We start from the raw sequence: 13,939 nt of genomic DNA on the forward strand, positions 1-13,939 counted from the left end.
CGAAGAGGTGATTCGGGGCGGTGCCGTTGTCCGCGCGCCGGGCCGGATTCGGCGGAGTGCGGACCGGGTCTCCCACTCGACCGGTCGGCGGCGGTCCCCGCAACCCGCCGTCGTCCGGACGGCTCAGGCGCGTACGCCGGTCACCAGGCGGCACCGGGGCGCCCCGTCGGGCCGGCGGCCGAACTCCTCCAGCGCGGACAGCTCGACCCGGAACCCGGCCCGGGTGAGGTCCCCGACGACGTCGGTGAGACGGAAGGTGCGGTAGTACATGGTGAACGGCGGGCGCCACACCAGGTTGCGCACCCGCATGGCGGCGTCGAACGCCCACAGTTCCCAGTAGGTCCGGGACCCGACCGGGGGCGGGGCGGGGAGGGGGAAGACGAACCGGCCGCCGGGCCGCAGCGCCCGGTGCACGCCGGCGAACAGGCCGGGGCGTTCGGACGGGAGGAAGTGCCCGAACGCCCCGAAGCTCACGGCCAGGTCGAAGGCGGGGCCGAACGGCAGGGCGCGGGCGTCGGCGCGTACCCAGTGGACTTCGGGGGCGCCGGCCGGGGCGTCCGCGTGGGCGGCGCGGGCCCGGTCGAGCATGCCGGCGCTGAAGTCGGCGCCGGTGACGCGCTCGTGGCACAGCTCGCGCAGGACGCCGACCCCGGCTCCGGTGCCGCAGCACACGTCGAGGCCCGAGCGGAAGGGTCCGTAGGGGCGCAGGGCGTCGGTGACGGCGCCGAGGACCCGGTCGGAGGTGCGGTAGGGGGTGTGGTCGAACTTCGGCGCCAGCAGGTCGTAGCCGGCCTGGGTGGAGGAGAGCGCCTGGGTGGCGAGCTCGCGGAGTGTCGGGCCGTGCGGGCTGAACATGGTCCCCTCTCGGATCGGGCCGGTTCGTCGGCCGTGCGCGCGTTGTCGGACCGGACCGGGTGGGCGCTGTCGGATCGGACCGGGCGGGTTGTCGGACCGGGTGGGCGCTGTCGGATCGGACCGGCGTATCGGACCGGCGTACCGGACCGCCCGGCGTATCAGATCAGACCGGCGTTGAAGACGTCGAACGGCAGGGTCCCGGTGCCGTCCCCGGGTGTGGTGCCGGCTCCGGGGAGCGGGAGCTCGGCCCAGATGACCTTGCCCTGGGCGGTGTACCTGGTGCCCCAGCGTTCGGCCAGCTGGGCGACGAGGAAGAGACCGCGCCCGCCCTCGTCGGTGGTGGCGGCGTACCGCAGGTGGGGCGACGTGCTGTTGTGGTCGGCCACCTCGCAGGTCAGGCCCCGGTCGTACAGCAGGCGGACGCGCACGGGCGGCGCTCCGTAGCGGATGGCGTTGGTGATGAGTTCGCTGAGGATCAGTTCGGCGGCGAAGGACAGGTCGTCCAGGCCCCATTCGGCGAGCCGGCGCACCGCGGCGGAGCGGATGCCTCCGACGGCGCCGGGGTGGAAGGGCACGTCCCAGTCGGCGACGCGGTCGCAGCCGAGGGCTCGGGTGCGGGCGACGAGCAGGGCCACGTCGTCCTTGGGGTGGGCGGGCAGCAGGGCGTCGAGCACCACCCGGCAGCGTTCGTCGGGGGTGGCGGCGGGCCGGCCGAGGGCGTCGCGGAGCAGCTCGATGCCGACGTCGATGTCGCGGGTGCGGTCCTCGATCAGGCCGTCGGTGTAGAAGACGATCTGGCTGCCCTCGGCGAGTTCCAGTTCGCGGGTCTCGAAGGGTATGCCGCCCAGGCCGAGCGGCGGTCCGGCCGGCAGGTCGGGGAACTCGACGTTCCCCTCCGGGTGGACCAGGGCGGGCAGCGGGTGCCCGGCGCGGGCCATGGAGCAGCGCCGGGAGACCGGGTCGTACACCGCGTACAGGCAGGTCGCGCCGGTCATTCCGGCGCCGCCGCCGGCGTCGTCCTCGTCCTGGTCGATACGGCCGACCAGGTCGTCGAGGCGACCGAGGAGCTCGTCGGGCGGCAGGTCGAGGGTGGAGAAGTTGTGCACCGCGGTACGCAGCCGGCCCATGGTGGCGGCGGCGTGCAGACCGTGCCCGACGACGTCGCCGACGACGAGGGCGACCCGGCTGCCGGGCAGCGGGATGACGTCGAACCAGTCGCCGCCGACGCCGGACTGGGCGGGCAGGTAGCGGTGGGCCACCTCCAGGGCGCTCTGTTCGGGCAGGGCGCGGGGCAGCAGGCTCCGCTGGAGGGTGACGGCCATGGCGTGCTCGCGGGTGTAGCGGCGGGCGTTGTCGATGCTCACGGCGGCGCGGGCCACCAGCTCCTCGGCGAGTTCGAGGTCCTCCTCCTCGAAGGGTTCGGGCTTCTCCGAGCGCCAGAAGTTGGCGACGCCGAGGACGACGCCGCGGGCCTTGAGGGGGACGGCGATCAGCGAGTGGATGCCGTACGCGACGATCCGGCCCGCCCGCTCGGGGTCCTGGGCCTGCCACCCGGGGGCGAGGGACAGGTCGGGCACGAGTTCCGCGCGGCCGCTGCCGAAGCCGCGTGCCTGGGGCGTGGAGGGGACGAAGCCGATCATCTTGCCGCGTGGGTAGAGCGGGTGGTCGTCCCGGATGCCGGCGACGGCGGTACGGCGCATGTCGGCGGCCGTCCCGGAGGGTTCCTCGCCGCGCAGCACGGGGTCGGCGAGGTCGACGGTGACGAAGTCGGCGAAGCGCTGGACGGTCACCTCGGCGAGTTCCTCGGCGGTGCGGACGACGTCGAGGGTGGTGCCGATGCCGACGCCGGCGTCGTACAGCAGGTTGAGCCGCCTGCGGGCACCCTCGGCGCGTCCGGTGAGCGAGCGCAGCTCGGTGGTGTCGCGGATGGTGGCGACCGTGCCGGCGGGGCCGCCGTGCCGGTCGGTGTGGCGCTGGTTGACGGCGAGCAGCCGGTCGGCGGCGGGGACGACCTCGTCGGTGGCCACGCGCCCGGAGCAGAGCAGCTCGGCCACTTTGGGTTCGAGGCCGGGCAGGTCCTTGACGCCGCGCCCCTCCGCGTCGGGGGGCAGGCGCAGCAGCCGCACGGCCTCGTCGTTGGCGAGCAGGAGCCGGCCGTCGCCGCCGACGATGACGACGCCCTCACGCACGGCGTGCAGGACGGCGTCGTGGTGTTCGTAGACGCGGGTCATCTCGGTGGGGCCGAGGCCGTGGGTCTGGCGGCGCAGCCGGCGGGCCACCAGGGCGGTGCCGGCGGTGGCGACGGCGAGGCCCGCGGCGCTGGTGGCGAGGATGACGGGCAGCTGGCGGTTGACGACGCCGGTCACGCTGCGGACCTCCAGGCCGGCGGAGACCAGGCCGATGACCTTCCCGTCCGAGCCCCGGACCGGGACGATGGCCTGGACCTCCTCGCCGAGGGGGCCGTCGACGCTCTCGGTGTGGACGCGGCCGGAGAGGGACGGCTCGATGGTGCCGACGAACCGCCGGCCGATGCGTTCCGGCTGGGGGTGGGTGTAGCGGATCCCCCTGGTGTCCATCACGACGATGAAGTCCACCCCGGCCGCCTTGCGGGCCGCTTCGGTCCGGGGCTGGAGGACGCTCGACGGGTCCGGGTCGGTCTCCAGCACGTCCTCCAGGCCGGGGGCGTGCGCGAAGGACTCGGCGACGGCGACGGAGCGGTTGCGGGCCTCCCTGTCGCTGTCGCCGCGCGACTGGAGGAGCAGTGCCAGCACCGCTCCCAGCACCAGCAGCAGGACGAGCGCCACCTGCAGGACGAAGACCTGTCCTGCCACGCTCCGTGGGAGCCTCCCGGCCAGTGACCGAACCGAGGCACCACGGAATCGGTCGAAGAAGTGGACCACGCTCCCCTTTCTAACACCGTACGGCCGCCGGCGACGAAGAGTGACCTCCGGTCGCCGGGCGATCACGCGCCGCGAGCGGTGGTCCGGGCGGGGCGGGGAGGCGCGGGCGAGGAACCCATCGTTCGCCCATGCCTCGTCCATGGGTCGGCCATAGGTGGGCCAACAGTGATCAAATCCGGTCGGTCGCCGGAGGGCCGGGGCGTAGGTTCGGCCCTCGTGACGACGCTTCCCGGTGACGGTCCGGTGACCTCGACGATGTCCGTTCCTCCTCCCCCGCCCGCTCCGCGCGGCCGTCGCGCGCTGCTGCGGGCGGCGCTCGGCGGCACCGCCGCGCTCGGTGCCGGGCTGGGCCTCGCCCCGGCGCCGACCAACGCGGCTCCCGCGCCCGACAGGCCCCGGCCGGACCGGTCCCGGCCCGCCACCCCGGAGGCGGCGCTGCGCGAGCTGGCGCACGGCAACGGGCGGTGGCGGGCGGAGCACCAGGCCCATCCGCACGAGACGGCGACGGCCCGGGTGGCCGCGGTGTCGGGGCAGCATCCGTTCGCCCTGATCCTGGGCTGCATCGACTCCCGCGTCCCGCCGGAGCTGATATTCGACCAGGGCCTCGGCGACCTGATGACGGTCCGCTCGGCGGGCGAGGTGCTGGACGAGGCGGTCCTCGGAAGCGTCGCGTACGGGGTCCTCGAACTGGGGATACCGCTCGTCATGGTGCTGGGCCACCAGTCGTGCGGGGCCGTCGCGGCGGCGGTGCGCGCGGAGGAGAGCGGTGAGCGGCCACCGGCCCACATCGACTACATCGCCCAGCGGATACGTCCCGCGATCGACCACGGCTCGACGGGGGCGGCGCGGATCGACGCGACGATCACGGCGAACGTCCGTCATGTGCGCGGCCTGCTGGCCGCCGAACCGGACCTCGCCGCCCGGGTGGCGGCGGGCCGGCTGGCCATCGTGGGGGCGCGGTACGAGCTGGGCAGCCAGCGGGTGCGCCGGGTCGCCTGAGGGCCCGCGTCCGGCCCTGCGTCAGCCGGGGACGCGGGAGGGGCGAAACGGGGACGTCGGGGACGTACGGGTGCCGTTCGGGTGCGGGACGGGTGCCATGGCGGTTGCGCCGGTCCGTGGCGCCGGCCGCGGCCGGGCCGCTCGGCCCCCCGGCCGGTCGTGGGGCGCCGACTGGTGCCGCCCCGCGGAGTGGTTCCGCGTTCCGTCGGCGCGCGTGTCGGCGTCGTCGTTCCCGGCACGCCCGCGTGCGGGCCCCGGCCGGCCGTGCGGGTCAGCGCACCCCCCGGGGGCGGAACTGGACGCTGATGCGGGGGCCGACGCCCTTGGCGGTCTTGGGGACGGCGTGCTCCCAGGTCCGCTGGCAGGAGCCGCCCATCACCACGAGGTCGCCGTGCCCGAGCGGGACGCGGGTCCCGGGGCCGCCGAGGCGGGGACGCAGGGCGAGGTCGCGCGGTTCGCCGACGGACAGGATCGCGACCATGGTGTCCTCGCGCGAGCCGCGCCCGACGCGGTCGCCGTGCCAGGCGACGCTGTCCCGCCCGTCCCGGTAGTAGCAGAGTCCGGCTGTGGTGAACGGCTCGCCCAGTTCGGCCGCGTAGTGCGCGGACAGGGCGTCGCGGGCCTCGTCGAGCACCGGGTGGGGCAAGGGGTCCCGCTCGCGGTAGTGGGCCAGCAGGCGCGGTACGTCGACCTCGTGGTCGTACATCGTGCGCCGCTCCGCCCGCCACGGGACGTTTCCGGCGAGCTCCTCGAACAGGGCGTCCGCCCCGTGCAGCCAGCCGGGCAGCAGGTCGATCCACGCGCCGTCGCCGAGCACGGTCCGCCGGACGCCGGCCAGCGGTCCGAGGCGGATCTCGTCGCCCTGGTCGAACAGCGAGCCCTGGATATGCGCGGTCATGCCCCCAGCGTACGAGCAATTCGAACCTTTGAGCTATTCGATCAGGCCGTGCTCGGCCAGCGGGCCCACCTCAAGACCCCTCGCCCGGCACTCCGCGACCAGCTCGGGCACCGCGCCCAGCGCCGCCCGCCACGCCCCCGGCGCGCTCACCACGTCGGAGTCGTGCAGCAGCACCGTCCCGCCGCCGTCCAGCGTCCGGGTGATCTCGGCGCACACGCTCCGCGCCGTCGCCGAGGCCGTCCAGTCGCGCCCCCACGCCGACCAGAGCACCGTGCGCAGCCCGGCGGAGCGGGCGGCGGCCCACCGGCCGCCGGTGAGGATGCCGTACGCGGGCCGGTACCACAGCGGGCGCCGTCCGGCGGCCTCGGCGACCAGGTCCGCCGTACGCGCCAGGTCCCGCGCGTCGCGCAGCGGGTGCGGCCACCAGGGCCGGTCGTGCCGCCAGCCGTGGACGGCCAGTTCGTGGCCCTCCGCCGCGATCAGCCGCCCGAGGCCGGGGTGGCGCTCCAGCCGGTCGCCGAGCACGAAGAACGTGGCCCGGACGGACAGGGCGTCCAGCGCGCGGAGGAACCGCGGGGTGGTCACCGGATCGGGGCCGTCGTCGAAGGTGAGCGCCACGTGCGACGGGTCGCCGCGCCCGTCGAGCCCTGGCCACAGCGCGGCGCGCGCGCCGGGCAGCCAGGTGGCGGCGGGCCCGATGTGCCAGGCGGCCACCGCGCCCAGCACCCCTGCCGGAAGGGCGATCACCACTGGTCCTCCGGGTGTTCGGGGTCGTCCGTGACCAGGGGCGACCTGGCGAGCTGCACGCACCCGGCCACCAGCAGCGCGAGCGCCAGGACCTCGAACACCACCCGCCAGCCCAGGTGCACCCGCTCCGCGAACAGCGCGACGCCCAGCACCACGCTCAGCAGGGCGTCCCCCAGGGTCAGCGCGGGCTGCGAGGCCACCAGGCTGCCCGCCCGCAGCGTCACCTGGAGCAGCAGGAAGCTCGCCAGCCCCACGGCGACGGCGGCGTACGGCTGCCACGTACCGAGCACCGCCCCGACGCCGTCCGGCAGCCGCCCCAGCGCGTCCTTGAGCAGCGCGGCCGTGCAGGCGAAGCCGGTCGCCGTCGCCGTGCCCAGCACCGCGGCCCGCGGCGCGGGTGACAGGCGCAGCGACACCAGGCCCATCAGCGCCACGAACAGGCCCGTGCCCAGCGCGGTCCACCCCCAGTCGGGCAGGGGCACCGTGGTGCGTCCGCCCGTGGGGTCCGCCATCGCGAGGAACAGCGCGAGACCGACGGCCATGGCGGCGAACGCCCACCGGGTCCGGGTGTCGGGCCGGCGCCGGAAGACGACCCCGCCGACGACCAGCGTGAACATCAGTTCCGTGCTCATCACCGGCTGCACCACCGACAGCGGGCCCGTGGCCAGCGCGAGCGCCTGGAGGATGCCGGAGACGGCGAGCAGCGCCGCGCCCCACACCCACACCCGCCGGTGCACCAGCCCGGCCATCCAGGAGCCCCGCCGCGTCGAGCCCGGGTCCGGCGCCGCGGCGGCGGCGCCCTGCCGCTGGAGCACGGACGCCCCGGCGTTGCCGAGTGCGGCGAGCAGCGCCAGGCAGATCGAGAGTGCCAGCACCGCGTCAGCCGAACCGCTTGGCCATGGCCCGGAAGAAGCCCGGCACCGCCCCGTGCAGCCGGGCGGGCATGCCGAGCCAGGACGGTACGAACACGTCGTCGCGGCCCCGTACGACGGCGTCCCACACCACGTCGGCCACCCGTTCGGGTGACACCGGGCGCGGGTGCCGGCGGTGGTAGGGGACGCCCCGCCGGGTGAAGAACGGGGTGTCCACCGCGCCCGGCAGGACCACGGACACCCCCACCCGGGTGCCGGCCAGCTCGTAGCGCAGGCTGTCGGCGAAGGCCAGCAGGGCGCCCTTGGTGGCGGCGTACACCGCCTCGTTGCGCACGCCCACCCGCCCGGCCATGGACCCGATCATCACCACCCGCCCCACGCCCCGCTCCGCCATCTGGGGCAGCAGCAGCCGCACCAGGTGCACCACGGAGGTGACGTTCAGCGTGATGAGCCGGTCGACGGCGTCGGCCGGCATCCGGGTGAACGGCCCCGCCCAGCCGATGCCGGCCGCCGCCACCAGCGTGTCCACCCGCCCCTCCCGCTCCAGGGCCTCGGCGGCCAGCCGCTCCACCCCGGCGCGTTCCGCCAGGTCCGCCCGCAGCGCCCCGCCGCCCGTGCGGCCCGCCACGGTCGCGAGCCGCTCCTCGTCCCGGCCGCCGAGCAGCAGCCGCCACCGGCCGTCGGCGGCGAACCGGTCGGCGACCGCCTCACCGATCCCGGAAGAAGCGCCGGTGACGAGCACCACCGGGCGGGCGACCGGCCGCCCGGCGGGCCGCGTCCTGCCCGGCCGGGCCTCGGGACGGGGTGTGGCCTCGGGACGCGGCGTAGGGGGCATGGCGGGATCCTCCGGACTGTCGTCGACCGTGCCCTTCCAGCCTCCCGGTTTCCCGCCGGTTCGCCTCCCGGCATCCGCCACCGTGCCCGACGATCCACCCGAACAGTCCGATTCGGCCGCGTGCCGGGCCGCGCCCGGGAGCGGGACGGCACACGATGGAACGGCACGGAACGGAGGGCGCCACATGGGGCGGCGATGCCTGGTCGTGAGCGCGAGCATGGGCGCGGGCCACGACGCGGTGGCCGGCGAGCTGGCCCGCCGGCTGCGCGCCGACGGCCACGACGTCCTGGTCCGGGACGTGCTGACGCTGCTCCCGCCGGGCGTGGGAGCGGCGGTGCGCGGCTTCTACCGGTTCGTGGTGCGGCGGCTGCCCCCCGTGTACGCGGCGATCCACGCGCTGTTCCTGGCTCCCCGGCCGGGGGTCGGCCGGGGGCCGGACGTGGCGCCGATGGCGGCGCTCGCCGAGCGGCGGCTGGGCGCGCTGGTGGCGGCGTGGCGGCCCGACGTGATCGTCTCCACCTTCCACCTCGCGGGGCAGGTCACCGGCCGGATGCGCGGCCGGGGCGTGCTGCGGGTGCCGTGCGCGGTGTTCGTCACCGACTTCGCGGTGCACCGCGCCTGGCTCGACCCGGGCAACGACCTGTACCTGTGCGTCAGCGGGCCGGCCGCCCGGGCGGCCCGCGACGGCACGGGGCGGGTGGCGGTCGCCGCCGGTCCGGTCGTGCCGCCGGAGTTCCACAAGGCCGGGGAGCGGGTCCGGGAGGCCGGCGGGCCGCCGGTGGTGCTCCTCTCGGGCGGCGCGTGGGGAGTGGGGCCGGGGCTGCTGCGGACGGCCGGCGCTCTCGCCCGGCACGGGTTCCTGCCGGTGCTGCTGTGCGGGCGGGACGAGCGGCTGCGCCGGCGGGCCGAGCGGGTGCCGGGGGTCCGGGCGCTCGGCTGGACGGACGACATGCCGGGCCTGATGGCGTCCGCGCGGGTCCTGGTGGACAACGCGGCGGGCCAGACGGCGGTGCAGGCCCTCGCGGCGGGGCTGCCGGTCGTCGGCTACCGGCCCATCGCGGGGCACGGCGCCGCGGGGGTGCGGCAGATGGCCGCGGAGGGTCTTACCGCGTACGCCGCCGGCCTGCCGGCGCTGCTCGCCGCCGTCGGCGAGCTCGCCCGGCCGGGGGCGGCGCGGGACCGGCGGACGGCGGCCGGATCGGCGGTGTTCCGGGCGGACGCGGCGCGGCTGGTCGCGGACCTCGGAGCCTGACCGGTGCGGCCGGCGCGGCGGGTGCCGGCGCGGCCGGGGCCGCCGGCCGGACACGGTGCGGCAGCGGCTGCGGCCGGCCGCGCGGGGCGGTGGACGCGGTCACGGACGTGGGCGGCGGGTCCCGGGATCAGGGTGTGGTGGGGTCGCCCTTGATGAGGGCGAAGGTGGCGCCGGCGGGGTCCTTCAGCAGGGCGAGGCGTCCGACCCCCGTCACGTCTGTCGGCGGGACCAGGGGTGTGGCGCCGTGTGCGGTGGCGGTGGCGAAGGTGGTGTCGCAGTCCGCCGCGCCGAAGTACGGGTACCACGCGGAGCCGGGCGCCGCGGCGGGGCCCTCCTCGGGTCGCGGCATGATGCCGCCGTGACCGGGGTCGCCGGCCGGGCCGCCGGGCGCCGAGACGACGGAGTAGACCATGCCGCCGCCCATGTCCATGTCCCGGTACTCCCAGGACAGGACCGCGGCGTAGAAGTCCTTCGCGGCCGGCACGTCGGTGGTCCGCAGTTCGGTCCAGCACAGGGTGGCGGGCTCCATGACCGTGTCGACGCCCTTCGTGTCGCCCGGCTGCCACACGGCGAAGTGGGCGCCGGTCGGGTCGGTGAAGGCGGCCATCCGCCCGGCGGTGAAGACGTCCATGGGCGGTACGCGGACCGTACCGCCCGCCTGTTCCACCGCCCTGCTCGTGGCGTCGGCGTCGCTGGTGTGGAAGTAGGGCGTCCAGGCGGGACTCGCGCCCTCCTCGGTGAGCGGGCCGAGGGCGGCGACGGTACCGCCGTCGCGCTGGAAGAAGCCGTAGCCGCCCGCGTCCGGGCCGGCCGACCGGAACGTCCAGCCGAACACGGCGGAGTAGAACGCCACGGCGGCGTCGGTGTCGGAGGCGCCCAGGTCGATCCAGTTGGGGGTTCCGGGTACGAAGTCGGTCGTCAGCACGGGTCGGCCTCCAGTGAGTCGAGCAGCGCGTAGGCGGTCGGGACCAAGGTGTCCCGGCGGCTGTAGCGGCGGGTGGAGAGGGCGACGAGCGCGGTGCCGCTGTCGGGACGGAAACCGAGAAAGGCGGTCTGTCCGCTGGTGGCCCCGATGTGGAAGTACATGCTTCCGCCCTCGGCGGGGTGGTGGAACCAGGTCAGGGTGTGCGTGTGCGCGTGACCGAATCCGCGGCGCAGCAGGGGACGGCGCACCTCGCGCAGGGCGGCGGTCAGCGGCGAGGCGTCGGGGCGCAGGTGGGCCTCGAGGAAGGTGAGCAGGTCGCGCGGGGTGGCCCGGACGGCGCCGGCCGCCTGGAAGCCGCCGATGAGCAGCGGCGGGGTGGGGGTGCCGTCCTCGTGGTGGCCGGTGGCGTCGGTGTCGGGTCCGGAGGGGTGCAGGACGGTGTCGCGGAGCCCGAGGGGCCGCAGTACGCGATGGGTCAGGAGCCGTTCCCAGGGGGTGCCGGTGGCGGCGGCGAGGGTGTGCCCGAGGGCGGCGACCGCGAAGTTGGAGTAGCGCCACCGGGTGCCGGGACGATACCGCAGGCGGGCGCGGAGGAAGGCGCGGACGACGCGTTCGGGCGGGTAGTGGGCGTAGGGGTTGGTGGACCAGCGCGGCAGCGCCTGCGGGTAGAAGTCGGCGGGCAGCGGGGGCAGTCCGGAGGTGTGGGTGATCAGGTGCGTCAGGGTGACGGGGTGCCGGCCGGGGGGTCTCGCGGGGTCGAGGAGGGAGGCGGCCGGGTCGTTGCCGGACAGCGTGCCGGAGGCGATGAGGTCGGCCAGCAGCAGGCCGGTGAAGGTCTTGGACGCCGACCCGATCTCGTACCGCAGCCGCTCGCGCGGTACGGGCGCGGGAGGCGCGGTGCCGCCGGCGCGGACGGTCCGCCGGCCGTCCCTGGAGAGGGCGAACACGACGTCGGGCGCGCCCACGGCCCGTACGGCCTCGTCGAGGAGTTGCGCGTCGGGCGGGCTCACGCGGGTGTCTCGGCGGTGAGGCGCGCGAGGGCGCGGGAGGTGGCCAGGACGGAGGCGAAGGCGGCGACGAGGGTGGAGTGGTACACGATGTCGAAGACGTCGTCGGGGTCGCCCTGGGGCATCGGGCCGAGGGCGGGCATGGCGCCGTCGGGCCGCTGGGCGGCGGCGAAGCCCTCCCAGGCGGCCGCGTCGAGCGTGGGGCGGGGCATGCAGGCGTCGACGACGAGCAACTCGCCGAGCAGGTCCCAGCGTTCCAGGTCCAGCCAGTCGTCCAGCCAGACCGGCAGCCACAGTTCGAGGTGCTCGGCGACGGCGGGCGGCAGTCCGGCGGTGTTCTCGCCCCAGTCGGTGAGGTGGAAGACGGTGTGGGTGATGTCGTAGCCGACGCGGGTGTCCACGGTCCACGGCTCCGGGGCGCGGGCCAGCCACGTACGCCCGAACGCCTCGTCCTCCGGGAGGCTCGGCGGCAGCCCGTAGCGGCGTTCGAACGCGCTGAGGCCGAGCCGGCGCACGGGCAGGACCTCCAGGCCCGCCCAGGAGCCGAGGCGGTGGTTCAGCCGGATCGCGCGTTCCAGTTCCGGCTGGCTGTGGCCGAGTTCGCGGAACGGCAGGTAGACCTCGAACGGGATCGGGGAGAGGGGTTCGGTGCGCTGGCCGCGCACCAGCATCCGGCCGCCGTCCAGGACCTCCCGCCAGGCGTGGTCGAGCAGCCGGCGGGCGAGGTCCGCCTGGCGGGATCCGGCCACGCCCTCACGGAAGAGGACCTTGCAGATGACCGCCAGTTCACCGACCGGCTTGAAGCGTTCGAGGAACCCGGCCTCGGGGGCGGCGTCCGGTTCCAGCCGGAACCCGTGGCGGTGCGCGTGGAGCCATTCGAGGGCGCCCACGCCGACCGTGTGGAGGAGGCGGGTGTCGGCGGCTGTCATGCGGACGCTCCTCGGCTGGTGCCGTCGCTGTCGCGGCCGTCGGCCCCGGCCCGCCGGGCGGCGGTCAGGGTGGCGGCGAACGCCGTGACGGTCGTGGAGTGGTAGCAGTTGACGAAGACCCGCGGGATGTCCTCGCCGTGCGGCCCGTGCCCCACCTCGGGTACCGCTCCGGTGGGGTCCTGCGCCTGTGCCAGGGCCCTCCAGGCGCTCTCGGTGGCGTCCGGCGGCGGGGGCTCGGGCAGGCTCGCCGCGACGGCGAGCAACTCTCCGCAGAGGTCCCAGTGCCGGCTCTCCACGCAGGTGTCGAGCCAGGCGGGTAGCCAGGTGGCCAGGTAGTCGGCGATGTCGGCCGGTACGGCGGCCGGGTCGCGGCCCCAGTCCGTGAGGTGGTACACGACGTGGGTGAGCGTGTATCCGGCGAACCGCTCGAAGGCCCACGGTTCGGGAAGGCCGCCCAGCCAGGTGCGGCGCAGGACGGCGGAGGCGTCCTCGTGGGGGGTGAGGCCGCAGCGGCGCTCGGAGTTGAGGATGCTGAGCACCCGGTTGGGCAGGAGTTCCGCCGTGCGCCAGCTGCGGCTGCGGACGAGACGGGCGGTGAAGTCCTCGTACGCGGGGTGGCGAAGCCCTCCCGAGGCGAAGGCCGCGTACACCTCGAGCGGGTAGGTGGCGTGCGGTTCGAGCCGGTGCAGGGTCAGGAGAAGCTTCCCGTCGTCCGTCTCGTTCCAGGCGTGGTGGAGCAGGTCGGACGCCGTGTCGTGCAGGAGGGTGCCCGCCGGTGTGTGGCGGCGGATGCACGCGCACATCTGGGCGAGTTCGCCCAGTGGTTTCCAGGACTTGTTGACGTCGGCGTCCGGCTCCAGCGCGCCGTCCCCGAGCCGGAAGTCGTCGCGGTGGCCGGACAGCCAGTCCAGGGCCTTCTGCGCCGTCCGGAGCAGGTCCGGGGTGGTGTCCCCGGTCATCGCGGCCCCGCGGGGGCGCCGGCGCGCACCGGACGCGCGGCGTGCAGGTGCAGGGCCACGCGCGGGTCGTCGCCGCCCATGAGACCGACGAACTCCAGCCCGGCGTCAAGGCCCAGTGTGCGGGGTACGCCGTCGAGGTGGGCGAGCCAGCGGCCGGCGGCGGCCGCCTGGAGCCAGCCGCGCCGCCGGACGGCACGTACGAAGCCCCGGGCGATGTCGACCGTGCGCCGCTGCGCGACGTCGGCGACGGCACTGGGGGCGAGGGCACCGGGGGCGGCGGCGTCGCCCGAGGTGGTGCCGGTGGGGGGTACCGCGAGCGCGGCCAGCAGGGCCAGCTGGTGCGTCAGGGCCTGCCACGGGAGGTCCTCCAGCCAGGCGGCGTCCGGCTCGGGGCCGGCGAGGGTCGCTCCGGCGGCGGGAGCACCGAGGGCGGCCAGGGTGCGGACCATGGCGCGGTGACTCCACAGGGACGTGGGCGAGGCGTCCGGGCCCGGCGGGTAGGCGAGCACGGCCTTCTCGCACACGGCGAGGTCGGCCGGGGCCGGGAGGGTGCGGTGCAGGACGGCGGGCAGCAGGACGTCCGCGCCCAGGACGCGTACGGCCGCGAGGCCGAGCTCGTCGTCCCCGGTGGTGACCGGCGGGTACGCCGACACCGGGGAGTGGCCCCCACTCGTGAGAGTGGAGACCACCTGGGTTGCGAGTTCCCGCACCGCGCCCGTCAGAGGGGGCGTCGTGCCGGGCTGTTCCATTCAGTCGGCCCC

The 13,939-nt window shown here is 75.9% G+C and carries 13 protein-coding genes; 2 read left to right on the top strand and 11 right to left on the bottom strand.

Annotated elements, in window-relative coordinates:
• Positions 1 to 123: 123 nt before the first annotated feature.
• Both IE109_RS14410 and IE109_RS14415 read right to left on the bottom strand, forming a co-directional pair.
• Positions 124 to 855, bottom strand: a complete 732-nt coding sequence (locus IE109_RS14410) for a class I SAM-dependent methyltransferase (RefSeq protein ID WP_189551233.1) — start codon at positions 853 to 855, stop codon at positions 124 to 126.
• Between the two features lie 158 nt (positions 856 to 1,013).
• On the bottom strand, positions 1,014 to 3,686 hold the full coding sequence (locus IE109_RS14415; protein WP_373297705.1) for a SpoIIE family protein phosphatase: 2,673 nt from the start codon (positions 3,684 to 3,686) through the stop codon (positions 1,014 to 1,016).
• Between the two features lie 324 nt (positions 3,687 to 4,010).
• On the opposite strand from IE109_RS14415, the gene IE109_RS14420 reads away from it, so the two are divergent.
• On the top strand, positions 4,011 to 4,754 hold the full coding sequence (locus IE109_RS14420; protein WP_189551315.1) for a carbonic anhydrase: 744 nt from the start codon (positions 4,011 to 4,013) through the stop codon (positions 4,752 to 4,754).
• Between the two features lie 271 nt (positions 4,755 to 5,025).
• Here IE109_RS14420 and IE109_RS14425 read toward each other — a convergent pair whose 3' ends face one another.
• From IE109_RS14425 to IE109_RS14440, 4 genes are read right to left on the bottom strand one after another with little or no spacing between them, the layout of a single operon-like run.
• Positions 5,026 to 5,652 carry an alpha-ketoglutarate-dependent dioxygenase AlkB family protein gene (locus IE109_RS14425; RefSeq protein WP_189551235.1) on the bottom strand — a complete coding sequence of 209 codons (627 nt, stop codon included), beginning with the start codon at positions 5,650 to 5,652 and terminating at the stop codon, positions 5,026 to 5,028.
• Between the two features lie 33 nt (positions 5,653 to 5,685).
• A complete protein-coding gene (locus IE109_RS14430; RefSeq protein WP_189551236.1) occupies positions 5,686 to 6,399 on the bottom strand; it encodes a polysaccharide deacetylase family protein in 714 nt (237 codons plus the stop codon).
• A complete protein-coding gene (locus tag IE109_RS14435) occupies positions 6,396 to 7,274 on the bottom strand; it encodes a DMT family transporter (RefSeq protein WP_189551237.1) in 879 nt (292 codons plus the stop codon). Before IE109_RS14435 ends, IE109_RS14430 begins: the two co-directional genes overlap by 4 nt.
• A gap of 4 nt (positions 7,275 to 7,278) precedes the next feature.
• Positions 7,279 to 8,106, bottom strand: a complete 828-nt coding sequence (locus IE109_RS14440) for an SDR family NAD(P)-dependent oxidoreductase (protein WP_189551238.1) — start codon at positions 8,104 to 8,106, stop codon at positions 7,279 to 7,281.
• A gap of 184 nt (positions 8,107 to 8,290) precedes the next feature.
• Between IE109_RS14440 and IE109_RS14445 the strand changes: the two genes are divergently transcribed.
• On the top strand, positions 8,291 to 9,358 hold the full coding sequence (locus tag IE109_RS14445) for an MGDG synthase family glycosyltransferase (RefSeq protein ID WP_189551239.1): 1,068 nt from the start codon (positions 8,291 to 8,293) through the stop codon (positions 9,356 to 9,358).
• Between the two features lie 127 nt (positions 9,359 to 9,485).
• Here IE109_RS14445 and IE109_RS14450 read toward each other — a convergent pair whose 3' ends face one another.
• The 5 genes from IE109_RS14450 to IE109_RS14470 are packed head-to-tail and all read right to left on the bottom strand — an operon-like array spanning position 9,486 to position 13,927.
• Entirely contained in the window at positions 9,486 to 10,283 is a 798-nt protein-coding gene (locus IE109_RS14450; protein WP_189551240.1) for a VOC family protein, read from the bottom strand.
• Positions 10,277 to 11,293, bottom strand: a complete 1,017-nt coding sequence (locus IE109_RS14455; RefSeq protein WP_189551241.1) for a serine hydrolase domain-containing protein — start codon at positions 11,291 to 11,293, stop codon at positions 10,277 to 10,279. The genes IE109_RS14450 and IE109_RS14455 overlap by 7 nt, the downstream gene beginning before the upstream one ends.
• Complete coding sequence (locus IE109_RS14460; RefSeq protein WP_189551242.1) at positions 11,290 to 12,219, bottom strand: DUF6895 family protein; 930 nt, start codon at positions 12,217 to 12,219, stop codon at positions 11,290 to 11,292. The genes IE109_RS14455 and IE109_RS14460 overlap by 4 nt, the downstream gene beginning before the upstream one ends.
• The gene (locus IE109_RS14465; protein ID WP_189551243.1) at positions 12,216 to 13,178 is read right to left on the bottom strand and encodes a DUF6895 family protein; all 963 of its coding nucleotides are present in this window, start codon (positions 13,176 to 13,178) and stop codon (positions 12,216 to 12,218) included. Before IE109_RS14465 ends, IE109_RS14460 begins: the two co-directional genes overlap by 4 nt.
• Positions 13,175 to 13,927 (bottom strand): hypothetical protein, encoded by a 753-nt coding sequence (locus tag IE109_RS14470; protein WP_189551244.1) that lies wholly within the window; start codon positions 13,925 to 13,927, stop codon positions 13,175 to 13,177. Before IE109_RS14470 ends, IE109_RS14465 begins: the two co-directional genes overlap by 4 nt.
• Positions 13,928 to 13,939: the final 12 nt, after the last annotated feature.

The sequence above is a fragment of the Streptomyces lavendofoliae genome (assembly GCF_014649735.1).
In the GTDB taxonomy this organism is placed as follows: Bacteria; Actinomycetota; Actinomycetes; order Streptomycetales; family Streptomycetaceae; genus Streptomyces; species Streptomyces lavendofoliae.

Excerpts from the sequence above, each read along its gene's own strand:
- IE109_RS14410 (WP_189551233.1), bottom strand. The coding sequence starts at position 855 with ATGTTCAGCCCGCACGGCCCGACACTCCGCGAGCTCGCCACCCAGGCG.
- IE109_RS14420 (WP_189551315.1), top strand. The coding sequence starts at position 4,011 with ATGTCCGTTCCTCCTCCCCCGCCCGCTCCGCGCGGCCGTCGCGCGCTG.
- IE109_RS14425 (WP_189551235.1), bottom strand. The coding sequence starts at position 5,652 with ATGACCGCGCATATCCAGGGCTCGCTGTTCGACCAGGGCGACGAGATC.
- IE109_RS14440 (WP_189551238.1), bottom strand. The coding sequence starts at position 8,106 with ATGCCCCCTACGCCGCGTCCCGAGGCCACACCCCGTCCCGAGGCCCGG.
- IE109_RS14445 (WP_189551239.1), top strand. The coding sequence starts at position 8,291 with ATGGGGCGGCGATGCCTGGTCGTGAGCGCGAGCATGGGCGCGGGCCAC.
- IE109_RS14460 (WP_189551242.1), bottom strand. The coding sequence starts at position 12,219 with ATGACAGCCGCCGACACCCGCCTCCTCCACACGGTCGGCGTGGGCGCC.
- IE109_RS14465 (WP_189551243.1), bottom strand. The coding sequence starts at position 13,178 with ATGACCGGGGACACCACCCCGGACCTGCTCCGGACGGCGCAGAAGGCC.
- IE109_RS14470 (WP_189551244.1), bottom strand. The coding sequence starts at position 13,927 with ATGGAACAGCCCGGCACGACGCCCCCTCTGACGGGCGCGGTGCGGGAA.